19 protein-coding genes are annotated in these 14,593 nt (G+C 69.5%); 4 read left to right on the top strand and 15 right to left on the bottom strand.

Annotated elements, in window-relative coordinates; translation table 11 throughout:
- Positions 1–12 precede the first annotated feature (12 nt).
- The 6 genes from ccsB to DI573_RS03970 are packed head-to-tail and all read right to left on the bottom strand — an operon-like array spanning position 13 to position 5,465.
- A complete protein-coding gene (gene ccsB / locus DI573_RS03995; protein WP_292810900.1) occupies positions 13–1,038 on the bottom strand; it encodes a c-type cytochrome biogenesis protein CcsB in 1,026 nt (341 codons plus the stop codon).
- A 27-nt stretch (positions 1,039–1,065) separates the two neighbouring features.
- Entirely contained in the window at positions 1,066–2,757 is a 1,692-nt protein-coding gene (locus tag DI573_RS03990) for a cytochrome c biogenesis protein ResB (RefSeq protein WP_292810898.1), read from the bottom strand.
- A complete protein-coding gene (locus DI573_RS03985) occupies positions 2,738–3,496 on the bottom strand; it encodes a cytochrome c biogenesis protein CcdA (RefSeq protein WP_292810897.1) in 759 nt (252 codons plus the stop codon). Before DI573_RS03985 ends, DI573_RS03990 begins: the two co-directional genes overlap by 20 nt.
- The gene (locus tag DI573_RS03980; RefSeq protein WP_292810894.1) at positions 3,493–4,092 is read right to left on the bottom strand and encodes a TlpA disulfide reductase family protein; all 600 of its coding nucleotides are present in this window, start codon (positions 4,090–4,092) and stop codon (positions 3,493–3,495) included. Before DI573_RS03980 ends, DI573_RS03985 begins: the two co-directional genes overlap by 4 nt.
- On the bottom strand, positions 4,089–4,739 hold the full coding sequence (locus tag DI573_RS03975; RefSeq protein ID WP_292810892.1) for a histidine phosphatase family protein: 651 nt from the start codon (positions 4,737–4,739) through the stop codon (positions 4,089–4,091). Before DI573_RS03975 ends, DI573_RS03980 begins: the two co-directional genes overlap by 4 nt.
- A gap of 60 nt (positions 4,740–4,799) precedes the next feature.
- A complete protein-coding gene (locus DI573_RS03970) occupies positions 4,800–5,465 on the bottom strand; it encodes a DedA family protein (protein ID WP_292810890.1) in 666 nt (221 codons plus the stop codon).
- A 61-nt stretch (positions 5,466–5,526) separates the two neighbouring features.
- Here DI573_RS03970 and aspS point away from each other — a divergent pair, with 61 nt between their 5' ends.
- Positions 5,527–6,870 carry an aspartate--tRNA(Asn) ligase gene (aspS, locus tag DI573_RS03965; protein WP_292810887.1) on the top strand — a complete coding sequence of 448 codons (1,344 nt, stop codon included), beginning with the start codon at positions 5,527–5,529 and terminating at the stop codon, positions 6,868–6,870.
- Positions 6,871–6,901: 31 nt separating this feature from the next.
- Here aspS and DI573_RS03960 read toward each other — a convergent pair whose 3' ends face one another.
- Together DI573_RS03960 and DI573_RS03955 are read right to left on the bottom strand one after the other, a co-directional pair.
- On the bottom strand, positions 6,902–7,204 hold the full coding sequence (locus tag DI573_RS03960) for a Dabb family protein (protein ID WP_292810885.1): 303 nt from the start codon (positions 7,202–7,204) through the stop codon (positions 6,902–6,904).
- Positions 7,201–7,485 (bottom strand): glutaredoxin family protein, encoded by a 285-nt coding sequence (locus DI573_RS03955; RefSeq protein WP_292810884.1) that lies wholly within the window; start codon positions 7,483–7,485, stop codon positions 7,201–7,203. The genes DI573_RS03960 and DI573_RS03955 overlap by 4 nt, the downstream gene beginning before the upstream one ends.
- A 97-nt stretch (positions 7,486–7,582) precedes the next feature.
- Between DI573_RS03955 and DI573_RS03950 the strand changes: the two genes are divergently transcribed.
- Positions 7,583–8,773 (top strand): mechanosensitive ion channel domain-containing protein, encoded by a 1,191-nt coding sequence (locus DI573_RS03950; RefSeq protein WP_292810882.1) that lies wholly within the window; start codon positions 7,583–7,585, stop codon positions 8,771–8,773.
- Here the strand turns inward: DI573_RS03950 and DI573_RS03945 are convergent.
- The 6 genes from DI573_RS03945 to DI573_RS03920 all read right to left on the bottom strand — a co-directional run bounded on the left by DI573_RS03945 (position 8,755) and on the right by DI573_RS03920 (position 12,077).
- Entirely contained in the window at positions 8,755–9,048 is a 294-nt protein-coding gene (locus tag DI573_RS03945; protein WP_292810880.1) for a rhodanese-like domain-containing protein, read from the bottom strand. The genes DI573_RS03950 and DI573_RS03945 overlap by 19 nt on opposite strands.
- The gene (locus DI573_RS03940) at positions 9,017–10,744 is read right to left on the bottom strand and encodes an FAD-dependent oxidoreductase (protein ID WP_292810878.1); all 1,728 of its coding nucleotides are present in this window, start codon (positions 10,742–10,744) and stop codon (positions 9,017–9,019) included. Before DI573_RS03940 ends, DI573_RS03945 begins: the two co-directional genes overlap by 32 nt.
- Entirely contained in the window at positions 10,731–11,012 is a 282-nt protein-coding gene (locus DI573_RS03935) for a metal-sensitive transcriptional regulator (RefSeq protein ID WP_292810875.1), read from the bottom strand. The genes DI573_RS03940 and DI573_RS03935 overlap by 14 nt, the downstream gene beginning before the upstream one ends.
- Positions 11,013–11,120: 108 nt before the next feature.
- Positions 11,121–11,219: an AURKAIP1/COX24 domain-containing protein gene (locus DI573_RS03930; protein ID WP_003792170.1), complete on the bottom strand. Its 99-nt coding sequence runs from the start codon at positions 11,217–11,219 to the stop codon at positions 11,121–11,123.
- Between the two features lie 125 nt (positions 11,220–11,344).
- Positions 11,345–11,536 carry a helix-turn-helix domain-containing protein gene (locus DI573_RS03925; RefSeq protein WP_292810872.1) on the bottom strand — a complete coding sequence of 64 codons (192 nt, stop codon included), beginning with the start codon at positions 11,534–11,536 and terminating at the stop codon, positions 11,345–11,347.
- 124 nt (positions 11,537–11,660) lie between these two features.
- Positions 11,661–12,077 (bottom strand): metalloregulator ArsR/SmtB family transcription factor, encoded by a 417-nt coding sequence (locus DI573_RS03920; RefSeq protein ID WP_292810870.1) that lies wholly within the window; start codon positions 12,075–12,077, stop codon positions 11,661–11,663.
- Positions 12,078–12,145: 68 nt separating this feature from the next.
- Here DI573_RS03920 and DI573_RS03915 point away from each other — a divergent pair, with 68 nt between their 5' ends.
- Both DI573_RS03915 and DI573_RS03910 read left to right on the top strand, forming a co-directional pair.
- Positions 12,146–13,585 carry a potassium transporter TrkG gene (locus DI573_RS03915; protein ID WP_292810868.1) on the top strand — a complete coding sequence of 480 codons (1,440 nt, stop codon included), beginning with the start codon at positions 12,146–12,148 and terminating at the stop codon, positions 13,583–13,585.
- Entirely contained in the window at positions 13,578–14,249 is a 672-nt protein-coding gene (locus tag DI573_RS03910; RefSeq protein ID WP_292810866.1) for a TrkA family potassium uptake protein, read from the top strand. Before DI573_RS03915 ends, DI573_RS03910 begins: the two co-directional genes overlap by 8 nt.
- Positions 14,250–14,261: 12 nt before the next feature.
- On the opposite strand, the gene DI573_RS03905 is transcribed toward DI573_RS03910, so the two are convergent.
- Positions 14,262–14,593 (bottom strand): TrkA C-terminal domain-containing protein (locus tag DI573_RS03905; protein WP_292810864.1); only part of this gene is annotated, 332 nt, incomplete at its 5' end.

Raw genomic sequence — 14,593 nt, 5'->3', positions numbered from 1 at the left:
CGCCGTCGCGCCTCAGCTCAGGCCGGAGTAGGCGTGCAGGCCCTTGAAGAACATGTTCACGACCGTGAAGTTGAACATGACGGCGGTGAAGCCGACGATCGACAGCCACGCCGACCGCGTACCGCGCCAGCCGCGGGTCGCGCGGGCGTGGATGTACCCGGCGTAGAGCACCCAGATCACGAAGGTCCACACCTCTTTGGTGTCGAACCCCCAGTAGCGGCCCCACGCGTCCTGCGCCCAGATCGAGCCCGCGATGAGCGTGAACGTCCAGAAGATGAACCCGATGATCGCGAAGCGGTAAGCCAGGCTCTCGAGGCTCTCGGCGGTGGGGATCGTCCGCAGGAACCGGCCCGAGGGGGCGGCCGCGGGAACCGCCGCGGGTGCTGAGGCGAGGCGCGCCTCGCGCCGTGCCTGCGCGAGCTGAAGCACCGAGAGCGCGAACGCGAGCGCGAAGAAGGCCGTCGCGAGCGAGGCGACGAAGACGTGGATGACGAGCCAGATCGACTTGAGCGGATCCATCAGGGGCACGACCTCGACGTAGAACGAGAGGGTCGCGGCCCCGAGCAGCACGGCGACGAGGCCCGTGATGAAGGTGCCGAGGAACCGGAGGTCGTAGCGCAGGAGCACGGCGAGGTAGACGGCGATGATCAGCAGGGTGCCCGTCATCGCGAACTCGTACATGTTGGACCACGGCACACGCTCGGCCGCGATGCCGCGGGTGAGGGTCGCGGCCAGGTGGAACAGGAACGCCAGCACCGTCAGCGATGTGCCGATGCGCGCCCACACCTGCCGCGGGCGCCGCGCCGGAGCTGCGGCGAGGGTGTCGGCCGGCGCCGATGCGCCGCCGGAGACGGCGCCCGCGCCGACGAGCACGCGCTCGGGGGCGAGGGCCTCGGCATCCTTCGCCTCAGCGGCCGCCGCACCACGCCGGGCGAGGTCGAACGCGTAGGCCACGAAGCCGAGGGCGTAGATCGCGATGGCGGTCCAGATCAGCAGCACCGAGACGGCGTCGAGCGAGAGCGTTTCCGAAGCGGGCATGGCCCCAGTCTACGTGGGCGTACCCCGTCAGAGCCGGGGCTGTCGGGCGTTCAGATCGCGCTCGTGGCGGTCGGCGATCTGCGCGACCGCCGCGGCGAGCGCGGGGTCCTCACCCCGGGCGAGCCCGGCGTATTCGATCTGCACCGTGGTCTCGTCGGCGGCCCGGGCCTTGACCCAGACGCGCCGCCGCGGCACGAACAGCGCCGTCAGCAGACCCAGCATCGCCAGCACCGCGAAGGCGAGCACCCACGGTGCCGACGAATCGCGATGCACCTGCAGCGACGCGAATCGCTTGACCGTGTCGTCGGCGGCGCCCGCCGCCTGGTTCTCGAACGTGACCGTGCCCCAGCCGTTCGGCAGATCCGCCGACATTCCCGGCGCCAGTTCGATCGAGTCGAGACCCGAGTCGCCGCCCGTCAGCTGCTCCATGCCTGCGGTGTCGAGGGCGTACACCGAGCGCGGCGTGCCGTCGTTGATGCCGAGGTCGCCGGCGAAGACGTTGAGGGTGAGCACCGGGTTGATCAGGTCGGGGAAGATCGAGGTGTACGCGCCGGATTCGAGCGTGCCCTGCGTCGGGTAGAAGAACCCGACGAGGCCCAGCTGCTCGGGCAGACCGTCCGGCACCTTGATGACGCCGAGCGAGGTCATGTTGTTGTCCTGGGGCAGGAAGGGCTGCGACTCGCTGTAGACGACATCGCCCGCGGAATCGCGGATCGTGATGGTCGGGGCGTATCCGTTGCCGAGCAGATAGATCTTGTCGCCCGCCACATCGAGCGGGTAGTTCACGCGCACCTCGCCCTCGCGCGCCTCCTCGCCGGGGATGCGGGTCGTCACGACGGCGGCGAAGTCGCCCGCCTGCCCCGCCGCGTTGGTGCCCGGGTCCTCGTAGGTCACCTGGAACTCCTCGAGCGTCATCGCGTAGGGCGCCAGTCCGGACCCGTCGACGAAACGACCGGGGTTGAACGAGGAGTAGTCGCTGAGCGCGTTGACGAACGTGGTGCCCTCGACCACCACCCGCTGGCCCGTGTACGCGAACCCGCCACCGAAGCCCACCGCCACGAGCACGCCGACGAGCGAGAGGTGAAAGACGAGGTTACCGGTCTCGCGCAGGTATCCGCGTTCGGCCGAGACCGACCACGCGCCCCGCCCGTCGTAGCGCTCGACCCGGTAGCCCGCGCGCGAGAGCTGGGCCTGGGCGAGATCGACGGCACGGGATGCTGCAGCCTCGGCATCCTGCCCCTCGGGCACCGCGTGCTCGCGCACACGGTGGTCGGCAAGCCGGGACAGGCGCGCGGGGGTGCGCGGCGGACGGGACATCAGGGCTTTGGCGTGATGCTTCGCGCGCGGGATCACGCATCCGATGAGCGAGATGAACAGCAGGATGTAGATCGCCGAGAACCACGGCGAGGTGTAGACGTCGAAGAGCCGGAACCAGTCCAGCACGGGGGCGGTGTCGGGATGATCGGTGTAGTACTGCGTGACGCCGTTGGGGTCGGCGCTGCGCTGCGGCACGAGGGATCCGGGAATGGCCGCGATCGCGAGCAGCAGGAGCAGCACGAGCGCGGTGCGCATGCTGGTCAGCTGACGCCAGCCCCACCGCAGCCAGCCGACGAACCCGAGGGCCGGCGCCGAGACGTCCGCGTCGCCGTCAGCGTGATCGCCCGGGCGCAGCGGGTCGCCCGAGACGTCGAGCTTCTCGTCAGAGCGGGAGCTGGACACCGCCGATCACCGCCCCGAGTCTCGACATGACCTGCGTCCAGACGCCCGTCACCATCAGCAGTCCGAGCGCGATCAGCAGCGTGCCGCCGATGACGTTGACGACGCGGATGTGCCGGCGCAGGAACGACACGGAGCGCGTCGCCCAGCCCAGGCCCAGGGCGAGTAGGACGAACGGGATGCCCAGGCCCGCCGAATACGCGAGTCCGAGCAGTGCGGCACGCCACGGATCGCCGAGATTCCACGAGATCGAGAAGATCGCCGTCAGCGTCGGACCGATGCACGGCGTCCAGCCGATGCCCATCGCGATGCCGAGCAGGGGCGCCCCGATCAGGCCCACGCTGCTGCGCGCCTGGGGTCGCAGCGTGCGCTGGGCGATGCCGAAGAGTCCGATGAACACCAGGCCCATGAGGATGACGACGACGCCCATGATCCGGGTGATGGGGTCGGCGTAGCGGACGAAGAACTGCCCCACCGTGCCCCCGAGCACGTTCACGGTCATGAAGACGAGCGTGAAGCCTGCGATGAACAGCAGCACCCCGCCGAGCAGCCGGCCCCGCCCGACCGCGGCGGCGGTGCGGGCTCCGCCGCGTCGCGGGGCGACCGTGCCGCCGATGAATCCGAGGTAGCCGGGCACGAGGGGCAGCACGCACGGCGAGAGGAAGGAGATCAGCCCCGCGAGCAGCGCCACCGGCAGAGCCAGCCAGAGCGCGCCGTCGACGACCATCGCGCCGGGGTTCACGCGGGCTCCTGCACGAGATCGTCGACGATCGTCGAGAGGATCGAGGCGGTCTCGAGCTGGCCGATGATGCGCGCCGCCACGCGTCCCTCGCGATCGATCACGAGGGTCGTCGGGGTCGCCTGGATGGGCGTCGCGCTCGCGAAGGCGAGCTTGACCGCGCCGTCGTTGACATCGATCACGCTGGGATAGGTGATGCCGTAGCTCTCGGCGAAGGAGAGTGCCGTGTCGGGCTGGTCGTAGGTGTTCACGCCGAGGAAGGCGACGCCCTCGTCGGCGTGCTCCTGCCAGACCTGCTCGAGCAGCGGCGCCTCGACCCGGCAGGGGCCGCAGGCGGCGTACCAGAAGTTGATCACCAGCACCTCGCCCGCCGTGTCGGCGCTCGAGACCTCATCGCCTGTCTCGGTCACGCCCGCGAACTCGACGGGGTCGCCCCGCTGGTCCTCGGGGATCTCGATCACCTGGAACTCACCCGAGATGTAGCCCTTGTTCGTTCCCTCGCGGTACTCCTGCGCGAGCGTGTCGTTCGTCGTGCAGCCGGCCAGCAGCGCGGCGGCGACGAGCGCGCCCGCCACGGCGAGCACTCTGCGGGCGCTCATACGGCTCCCACGTCCACGGCGCCCGCTGTGTCAGCGGGCTCGGCGTACGACAGCTCGCGCCAGCAGGTGCGCTCCCCGTCGCCCGCCGGCTCGTCGCGCACGAGCGTCGTCACGCTCGAGAGCGCGCAACGACGCGCGCGGGGATCGTGGCGCAGCGGCTTACCCGCCACCGCGAGGTGGGTGACCCAGATGGGCAGCTGATGCGAGACGACGACGATGTCGCCCGAGGGCGCAGCATCCCACGCCGCATTCATCGCCTGCCGCATGCGCGAGACGACCTGGCTGTACGGCTCCCCCCAGCTGGGCAGATCGCGATCGCGCAGGTGATGCCAGTTGAAGGGGTTCGCGAGCGCTCGGCTCATGCGTTTGCCCTCGAAGACGTTGGTGGGCTCGATCACGCGCGCATCGATCACGGGCGTCGCCCCGAAGAGCTCGGTGAACGGCTCGGACGACTCGCGGGCGCGCTGCAGGGGCGAGACGACGAGGGATGCCAGGGGCCGGTCGAGCCGGTGCACGAACTCGGCGGCACGGCGGGCCATGACCCGCCCCTCTGCGCTCAGGCCGTAACCGGGGAGCCGGCCGTAGAGCACGCGGGCGGGGTTGTGGACCTCTCCGTGGCGCACGAGATGAAGGCGTTCGGCGGGCACCGGGCCAGTCTACGGGGGCGCCCGGACGCCGAGCCTGGACGCGGGCCGAGAGCCGCCGTCTCAGGCGGCGTCGGTCGCGCCGTCGTCGCCTCCGCGCGAGCGCAGCAGCGCGCGGGTGCGCACGTAGAGGAACCAGGCGACGGCTGCCACGGCGGCGGCGATGACGACGTACTGCAGCACGTCCGCGTACTGCTCGACGATGTGCCACTGCTCACCGAGGAGGAAACCCGCCAACACGAAGATCGTGTTCCAGATCAGGCTGCCGGCGGCCGTGAGCAGCCCGAACTTCCACACCGGCATGCGGGTGACCCCGGCGGGAATGGAGATCAGGCTGCGGAAGATCGGGATCATGCGTCCGAAGAAGACGGCCTTGCCGCCGTGCCTGCCGAACCACGCGACCGTGCGGTCGATGTCCTCGGGGTGCAGCAGCGGCATCTTGGCGGCGAAGGCGCGCAGGCGCCGCACGCCCACCCAGGCCCCGATGCCGTAGAGGACGAGTGCGCCGACGATCGACCCGGCGGTTGTCCAGAACAGCGCCTCGAAGAGCGTGAATGTGCCGCGGCTGGCCGTGAGGCCCGCCATCGGCAGGATCACCTCGCTCGGCAACGGCGGGAAGAGGTTCTCGAGGGCGATCGCGATGCCGGCGCCGACGGGGCCGATGACCTCCATGAGCGAGACGGACCAGTCGATGAGGGCGGTGAGCCAGGATCCGTCGGACGCAGTCATATATCTGAGGGTAGCCCGCCCGTGTTACGGGTTTCTGAACGCGCGCCTAGACTGGGCGACCGTGAGCGAACGCGTACTGGTCAAGCAGCTGAAATCCCTTCCCGACGGGCCGGTGACGGTCTCCGGCTGGGTCGAGACCGTCCGCGATCAGAAGAAGGTGCAGTTCGTGATCCTGCGCGACGAGTCGGGCGCGGTCCAGCTGGTCAACCCCGCCACGCGCGAGATCCCCGAGGACGCCGACGCGACGGCATCCTCCGCCCTCGCTCTCACGCAGACGATCTCCACGCTCGCCACCGGCACGTTCCTGACCGTGACGGGCGCTCTGAAGGCCGACGAGCGCGTCAAGCTCGGCGGCGTCGAGATCAAGATCGGGCGGCTCGAGATCGCCGCCGAGGCCCTGCCCGAGACGCCGATCGCCGCAGACTCCGGCATGGACAAGCGCATGGATTGGCGCTTCCTCGACCTGCGTCAGGCCCGCAACAACCTCATCTTCCGCGTGCAGACCACCCTCGAGCACGCGATGCGCACGTACTGGATCGAGCGCGACTACATCGAGGTGCACTCCCCCAAGCTCATGGCGAGCGCGTCGGAGTCCAACGCCGAACTGTTCGAGGTGCCCTACTTCGAGGACAAGACCGCCTACCTCGCGCAGAGCCCGCAGTTCTTCAAGCAGATGGCGCAGGTCGCCGGATTCGGCAAGATCTTCGAGATCGGCGACGTCTACCGCGCCGATCCTTCCTTCACCTCCCGGCACGCGACCGAGTTCACCTCGATCGATGCAGAGATCTCGTGGATCGACTCGCACGAGGACGTCGCACGCATGCAGGAGGAGCTGCTGGCCTTCGCCTTCGAGGCGGTCAAGGTCAAGCACGGCGCCGAGATCGAGGAGCTGTTCGGGATTCCCGTCGAGGTACCCGCCCTGCCGTTCCCGCGCATTCCGCTGGCCGAGGCGCGCGAGATCGTCGCGGCGCGCGGCTACGAGATCCCCCGGACCGACGGTGACCTCGATCCCGAGGGCGAGCGGCAGATCTGCGCACACGTCAAGGAGAGCTTCGGCCACGACTTCGTGTTCGTCACGGACTACCCGGCCGACATCCGCGCGTTCTACCACATGCGCGACGAGCAGACGGGGCTGACCAAGAGCTACGACCTGCTCTACCGGGGCGTCGAGATCACGACCGGAGCTCAGCGCGAACACCGCGTCGACGTGCTGATCGAACAGGCCCGGGAGAAGGGCCTCGAGCCCGAGAGCCTCGACTTCTACTTCGACTTCTTCCGCTACGGTGCGCCGCCGCACGGCGGCTTCGGGATGGGGCTTGCCCGCCTGCTCATGCTGCTGCTCGGCGAATCTTCGATCCGCGAGGTCACCTACCTCTTCCGCGGCCCGACCCGTCTCGCGCCGTAGCGCGGGTCTCGGCGGCGCGCCGAGCCGCCGCTCAGATCTCGAAGTCCACGGCGACGCGGCCGGAGCGCACCGAGCCGATGTACTCGGCGGCCTCGAGGTGCGCGGGATGCGAGCCGTACGCCTTGAGCCCGTCGACGTCCGCGAAGTCCGCGACGAGCGCGACATCCCAGTTCTCCTCGGGGAACGCCGTGTTGACCCCCACCGAGAGCGCCCGGATCGAGGGCACCACGCCGACGAGAGACTCGAGCCGGCGCTTGACCTCGGTCGCCTGCGCGCTGCGGGTCTCGTCGTCTTCGGCGGCGAGCTTCCAGCTCACGACGTGGCGCAGGGTCATCCGGCTCTCTCCTTGGTTCGATCATCGGCCGCGATCAGGGCGTCGCGCAGCCGGTCGGATGCCACGCGCCAATGGGCGTGCAGCTCTCCGTCGACGAGCACGACGGGAATCTTCTCCCACCAGCGCTCGTACAGCGACGTGTCCTCGAGGATGGATCGCTCCACCACCTCGACACGGTCGGCGACGCCGTCCGGAAGATCGGCGAGCACGCGCTCGATGACGCCCTCTGCCACATCGCAGAGATGGCAGTCGGGCTTTCCGATCAGGGTGAGGACCGTCACCCCTTCATTCTACGCGCGGCATATCCGCACGCGGCGGCGATGCCCAGACGGGCGTCGTATCGTGGCAGGCCCGCTCACCCTCACCAAAAGGAGACACATGCTCAATCCCTGGCTCGGCTTCGCCATCACGGCCGCCGTCTGCGTCGTCACAGCGATCGTCGTCACCGCGCTCGTATCGCTCACGGTGCGGCTCGTCGCCCGCAAGCGGGAGTGGCCGGGTCGGCTGATCACCTACGCCCGGCGGCCGTTCCGTGCGCTGGTGCTCCTGGTGTCGCTGTGGATCGCGTTCGCGCTCGCCTTCCCCGACCGGGACTGGATCGACACGATCGATCAGATCTTCACGATGGCGGTCATCGCCGCCGGCGCCTGGCTCGCGATCGCCCTCGTCCGCTTCGCGACGGACCTCGCGATCGGCCGGTACCGCATCGATGTCCCCGACAACCGCGTCGCCCGCCGCATCCGCACCCAGACGCTGATCCTGCGACGCCTGGCGATCGCCGTCATCGTCGTCATCGCCATCGGTGCGGCGCTGCTGACCTTCCCCGCCGTGCGCACCGTCGGCGCGAGCCTGCTCGCCTCGGCCGGTATCGCGTCCATCGTTGCGGGCCTCGCCGCCCAGTCGGTGCTGGCGAACATGTTCGCCGGAGTCCAGCTCGTCTTCAGCGACGCGCTGCGCGTGGATGACGTGGTGGTCGTCGAGGGCGAGTGGGGTCGGGTCGGGGAGATCACACTGAGCTACGTCGTGCTCGATCTGTGGGATGACCGCCGGCTCGTGCTGCCCTGCACCTACTTCACCACCAAGCCATTCCAGAACTGGACACGACAGGGCAGCGAGCTGCTCGGCGCGGTGGAGCTGGATCTCGACTGGCGGGTCTCCCCCTCGCGCATGCGCGAGCAGCTGGTCGAGGTGCTCGCCGACACCGCCCTCTGGGACGGCCGGGCTTCGGTGCTGCAGGTGACCGAGGCGACCGGCGGCCTCGTGCGCGTGCGCATCCTCGTCACCGCGAGCGACGCGCCGACCCTGTTCGACCTGCGCTGCTACGTCCGCGAGGCGATGGTGTCATGGGTGCAGCGCACGATGCCCGCGGCGCTGCCTGTCCAGCGCGTCATGATGACCGCCGAGTCGTCGGAGCCCGCGCTCGAGGAGCCCCGCGGTGACACCGACGGCCTGTTCACCGGCAGCGCGGAGGCGCAGCAGCGCGCGCAGAGCTTCACGCAGGCGATCCCCGTCGTCGCCGGGGGGAACGACGACGGGGAGGATGCCGGCGGTCAGCGCTCGACGGGGTGACCCGCCGCCATCCACTCGCCCGTGCCGCCCTCGACGTTGGTCACATCGTATCCGCGGGCCTCGAGCGCCTGGACGACCCGGGCGGAGCGCCCGCCGGCCTGGCAGATGACGTCGAAGGGCTCGTCGGGCAGCTGATCGAGCAGGTCGCCGATGCGCGACATGGGCAGGTTCACGGCGCCCGGCACGCGGCCGGCGGCGAACTCGTCCTCCTCACGCACATCGACGAGGGGCACGCCCTCGCGCTCACGCAGCTGCTGTACGGTGATCGACTTCATGGGTCAGGATGTCCTTTCCGTGGTAGGCGAGGAGCGTCTGCATGCCCCCCGAGAGTGTGGCCGAATCGATACCCGCCGCGGCGAGCTGACGATGCGCGAGGTAGGAGCGCACCCCGGATGCGCAGTGGATGCGCACGGGCCGGCCGGCGGCTGCGCGACGCACCTCGTCGAGGCGCTCCCGCAGCTCGGTGTGCGGGATGCGCAGGGCTCCCGGCAGGAACCCGGTCCGCCACTCGTCCGCGCGCCGCACATCGAGCACGAGCGCGTTCGAGAGCACATCGTCGAGATCCTGCGGCTGCCACAGGCGCGTGATGCCCTCGAGCACGTTCTGACCGAGCAGCCCCGCCATGTTCACGGGGTCCTTCGCCGACCCGTAGGGCGGCGCGTACGCCAGATCGAGATCGATCAGGTCATCGACACCGAGCCCGGCGCGCATCGCCGTGGCGATCACGTCGATGCGCTTGTCGACGCCGTCGGCGCCCACGGCCTGCGCACCGTAGATACGACCGGGTTCGTCGGAGGATGCGGGGGCGAAGTGCACGACGAGGTGGATCGCCTCGGCACCCGGGAAGTAGCCGGCGTGCGAGCCCGGGTGCAGATGCATCGTCTCGTGCGCGACACCCGCCTCCTCGAGCGTTCGCCGATTCGCCCCGGTCAGGGCGGCCGTCAGACCGAAGACCCGCACGATGGCGGTCCCGAGCGGCGGCGGCATCTCGCGCGCCGAGCGCTCACCGAGCATCGCGTCGGCGATCAGGCGTCCTTCGCGGTTGGCAGGGCCCGCGAGGGCGACGGGTCGAACGGCGCCCGTGACGGGGTCCGTCTTGGCGACGGCGTCGCCGGCGGCCCAGACGTGGGGGATGCTCGTACGCCCGTGAGCGTCGACGATGATCGCGCCGCGCTCGATCGCGATGCCCGCGTCGCCGGCGAACGCCGTGTCGGGGCGCACCCCGACGGAGAGGACGACCAGGTCGGCGGGCAGACCGCGCCCGTCCGAGAGCCGGACGATCGCGTGGTCACCGGCATCCTCGACGGCGGAGGCCGCGATTCCGGCGTGCACACGGAGGCCGTGGCGCTCGAGTTCGGCGGTCACGAGGCTCGCCATCTCGGTCTCCAGCGGCGGCAGCACGTGAGGTGCGAACTCGACGATGTCGACCTCGAGCCCGCGCTGGCGCAGCGCTTCGGCCGCCTCGACGCCGATGAAGCCCGCACCGAGCACCACCGCACGACGGGCGGAGCCCGCCGCATCCTTCATCCAGGCGGCATCGCCGACCGTGCGCAACGTCCGCACGCGGGAGTCGTCGAGTCCCGGGATGGGCGGGCGCAGGGCGAAAGCACCGGGCGCCAGCATCAGTTCGTCATAGGCGAACTCGGTCTCGCCGCCCGCGGTCGCGGCCACCACGACCTTGCGCACCGGATCGATGGAGGTGACGTCGTGGCGCACGCGCACGTCGAGATCCAGCGCCGCACGCAGGCTCTCGGGTGTCTGCACGAGCAGCTGGGACTGCTCGTCAATCTCGCCGCCGACGAAGTAGGGCAGGCCGCAGTTGGCGAAGGAGACGTGATCGCCGCGCTCGAGCACGAGGATGTGCGCGTGCTCGTCGAGCCGGCGCGCACGGGCCGCGAAGCTCATGCCCGCAGCGACGCCGCCCACGACGACGATACGGCGGGGGGTATGCGTGAGCTCAGGCGAAGGCATGGAACAGCTTCTCCAGTCGGGCACGGTCATCGAGTCCGGCCTCGCCGCGGGCGATGCACTGCTCGAGCCCGCTCGAGATCACGGCGAAGCCGGCGGCGTCGATGGCCTTGGACACGGCGGCGAGCTGGGTGAGCACGTCTTTGCAGTCGCGCCCCGACTCGATCATCGCCATCACGCCGGCCAGCTGGCCGTGCGCGCGCTTGAGCCGCGGGAGCACGTTCGTCATGTCGACGTGCAGTTCGTCCGCGGCGGTCTTGTCTGTCGTCATGACCTCGATGCTATACCCCCGGGGGTATCCACGCAAATACCGTGACAACACGAAGCGCCCGTCCTTCGGACAGGCGCTCGGTGTGTACGGCCCCGCGGGGCCTGGCCGCTACTTCTTGTTGCGGCGCTGGTGGCGAGTCTTGCGAAGCAGCTTGCGGTGCTTCTTCTTCGCCATGCGCTTGCGGCGCTTCTTGATGACTGAACCCACGGAAAACCTCACTAAGTCGGGGTCTGGGCGCGGTGCGCGGTGCTGCGCGGAGCGCCCGGGAACGGGCAAAGCGGAAATATGCCTCGGAGCAGTCTAACAGGAGGGCAGAGCTCCGAGAGCGCGCGTCAGCCGGCGTCGGCGATCGGCCGCTGCAGCGCCTCGGTCACGGCCTGCTCCGGCACACGGTACGACCGCCCGAACCGAACCGCGGGCAGGTCACCCGCGTGCACCAGCCGGTACACCGTCATCTTCGACACGCGCATGATCTCGGCCACCTCGGCGACCGTCAGAAACCGCATGTCCGGCAGTTCTGCCATCTTCCCTCGTTCCCCATCGGATGTGTTCCCCAGACGCCGTTTTCGCGGCGCTCAGCGACACTCTAGGGCCCGGCCGAGTCGCGTGTAAACCCGTGGGACTGCTGTGACCAGTGGGAAGAGAGCGTCAGTTACCGAACTTGCGCAACGCGCTCGTGACGGCGTGTTTGGCCGAGGCGGCCGCGCGGCCCACGAACTCGGCGGCGTGCGCGGCCGGTTCGGGCAGGCTCGCCGCCCCCGCCGCCTCGAGCAGCTCTTCGGCATCGGCGTCGTCGATCAGGAAGGGCACCAGCCAGTCGTCCACCTGCTCGAGGGGGGCGGCGTGCAGGCTGTAGTAGCGGTGCTGACCCTCTTCGCGCACCGTCACGAGGTCGGCATCGCGCAGCACCTTGAGGTGCTTCGAAACCGTCGGCTGACTCACGCCGAGCTCGTGCACGATCTGCGAGACGCTCGTACCGGCACCCCCGGAGCCCCCGTGCGCGCGCAGGATGTGCAGGATCTCGCGCCGGGTGCCGTCCGCGATGACGTCGAAGATGTCGGCCATGACGTTAGGTTAGCCGCGCGGGGGCCGGAGTACCATGAGCGAGTCTTCGGTGCGAGAGGGGCAGGTGCATGGCGACGAGCCGTTCGACGGCGCGCGCCGGTGAGTGGAGGAGCAGGCTCCGCGAACTGGGTCATTTCCTCCGCGACTCCACCACTTCCTCCCCTGCCCGCTTCGCGATCATCGTCTTCGCGGCCCTCATCCTCATCTTCACGGCGCTGCTCTCGCTGCCCGCAGCATCCGCCTCGGGTACCCGCGCACCGCTCGCCGACGCGCTCTTCACGGCGGTCTCGACCATCTGCGTGACCGGTCTGACGGTCGTCGACATCGCCACCTACTGGTCACCGCTGGGCAAGGTCATCATCTTCATCGGCGTGAACATCGGCGGTATGGGGGTGCTCACGCTCGCATCGATCCTGGGGCTGATCATCTCGAAGCGCCTGGGCCTGCGAGCCAAGCTCATCGCGGCGGGCGACTCCAATCCCCTGCGCGCCCACGGCGGTCCCGTCAACGAGGGGCAGACCGTGCGCCTCGGTGAGGTCGGACAGCTGCTGGTCACCGTGGCCCTGTCTACCCTCGTCATCGAGGGCGTCATCGCCGCCCTCCTCTACCCCGCTCTCCTGATGGCCGGCGTCGGCGCGCTCGAGGCGCTGTGGGAGGCGCCGTTCTACGCCGCGATGGCGTTCACGAACACCGGTTTCACGCCCAACCCCGGCGGCCTGGAACCCTTCGCCGACGACTACTTCCTGCTCACGGTGCTCATGATGGGCGTCTTCCTCGGCAGCATCGGGTTCCCCGTCATCTACACCCTCTCCAAGCACCTCTGGCACGTCGGCAAGTGGTCGCTGCACACGAAGCTGACCCTGATCACGACGATGCTGCTCTTCCTCGCCGGCGCCATCGCCTTCCTCGGGCTGGAGTACGACAACCCCGGCACTTTCGGGTCGATGGACGCGTGGGACACCACCTTCCAGGCCTTCTTCCTCTCGGCGATGACGCGCTCGGGCGGATTCTCGGTGGTCGACGTCGGCGAGCTCTACGGGTCCTCCCTCGTCGTCGGCTCGATGCTCATGTTCGTCGGCGGCGGCTCGGCGTCCACCGCGGGCGGCATCAAGGTCACGACGCTCGCCGTGCTCGCGCTCGCCGTCTGGTCCGAGGCCAAGGGCCGCACCTCCGTCGAGGCGTTCGGTCGCCGCATCCCGAGCGACGTGCAGCGGGTCGCCCTGTCCGTCGTCGCGTGGGGCGCGACGATCGTCGCCCTCTCGACGATCACGATCACCCAGATGACAAAAGCGCCCGTCGAAGAGGTGCTGTTCGACGTCATCTCGGCCTTCGCGACCGTCGGTCTGTCGACGGGTCTCACGGCCGAGCTGCCCGATCCCGCGGCCTACGTCATGGCGCTGACGATCTTCATGGGCCGCATTGGTACAGTGACACTCGCCGCGGCCGTGGCCGCGACATCCCGATCGCAGCTGTATTCGCTTCCCGTGGAAAGGCCCATCGTTGGTTGAGCAGATCCGCGGCGACGCGCCCGTCCTGGTCATCGGACTCGGCCGCTTCGGCGCCGCGTGCGCCGGCGAGCTGGACCGCCTCGATCGTGAGGTGCTCGCGATCGACGAGAGCCTCGACCTCGTGCAGAAGTGGTCGGAGCGGGTCACCCACACCGTGCAAGCCGACGCCCGCAACATCGACGCCCTCAAGCAGATCGGCGCCGCCGACTTCCAGGTCGCCGTCGTCGCCGTCGGATCGAGCATCGAGGCATCCGTGCTCATCACGGCAAACCTCGTCGACCTAAAGGTCCCTCAGATCTGGGCGAAGGCCGTCTCACAGTCGCACGGCAAGATCCTCGCGCGCGTCGGGGCCAACCACGTCATCTACCCCGAGCGCGAGGCCGGAGAGCGCGTCGCGCACCTCGTCAGTGGGCGGATGCTGGATTTCATCCGTTTCGACGACGACTTCGTCCTCGCCAAGATGTATCCCCCGCGGTTCATCCGCGGGGTGGGCCTGAACGAGTCCGGCGTGCGCACCAAGTACAACGTCACCGTGGTGGGTGTGAAGAGCCCCGGCAAGCCGTTCCGCTACGCGGAGGCCAACACGGTCGTCACCAACCACGACCTCATCATCGTCTCGGGTACCAACAGCGACATCGAGCGGTTCGCCGGGCTCGACCGGTGACCGCACCCGCGCTCAGGGCAGCTGAGCGAACGCCTCGACGCGATCGGTGGGGCCCACGATCAGGATGCGGTCGCCGGGCGAGAGCACCGTCTGGTTGTCGGCGTTCTGCCACGCCCCCTCGAGGGTCTTGAACGCGGTCACGGTCACGCCGTGCGTGCGCCGGAGCGTCGTCTCGCCGAGCGGGGTGCCCTGGAAGCGTTCGGGGGCGGCGGTCTTGGCGAGGGAGTAGCCCCGTTCGATCTCGAGGTAGTCCATGGCGGCGCCCCGCACGAGTTGGGCGACCCGGCGCCCCATGTCCTTCTCGGGAAAGATCACGTGGTGCACACCGAGCTGCTCGAGGATGC

The organism is Microbacterium sp. (assembly GCF_003248605.1).
Lineage (GTDB): Bacteria > Actinomycetota > Actinomycetes > Actinomycetales > Microbacteriaceae > Microbacterium.
Note: the sequence above shows the minus strand (reverse complement) of the source record. Positions and strands in the feature narration are given on the sequence as shown.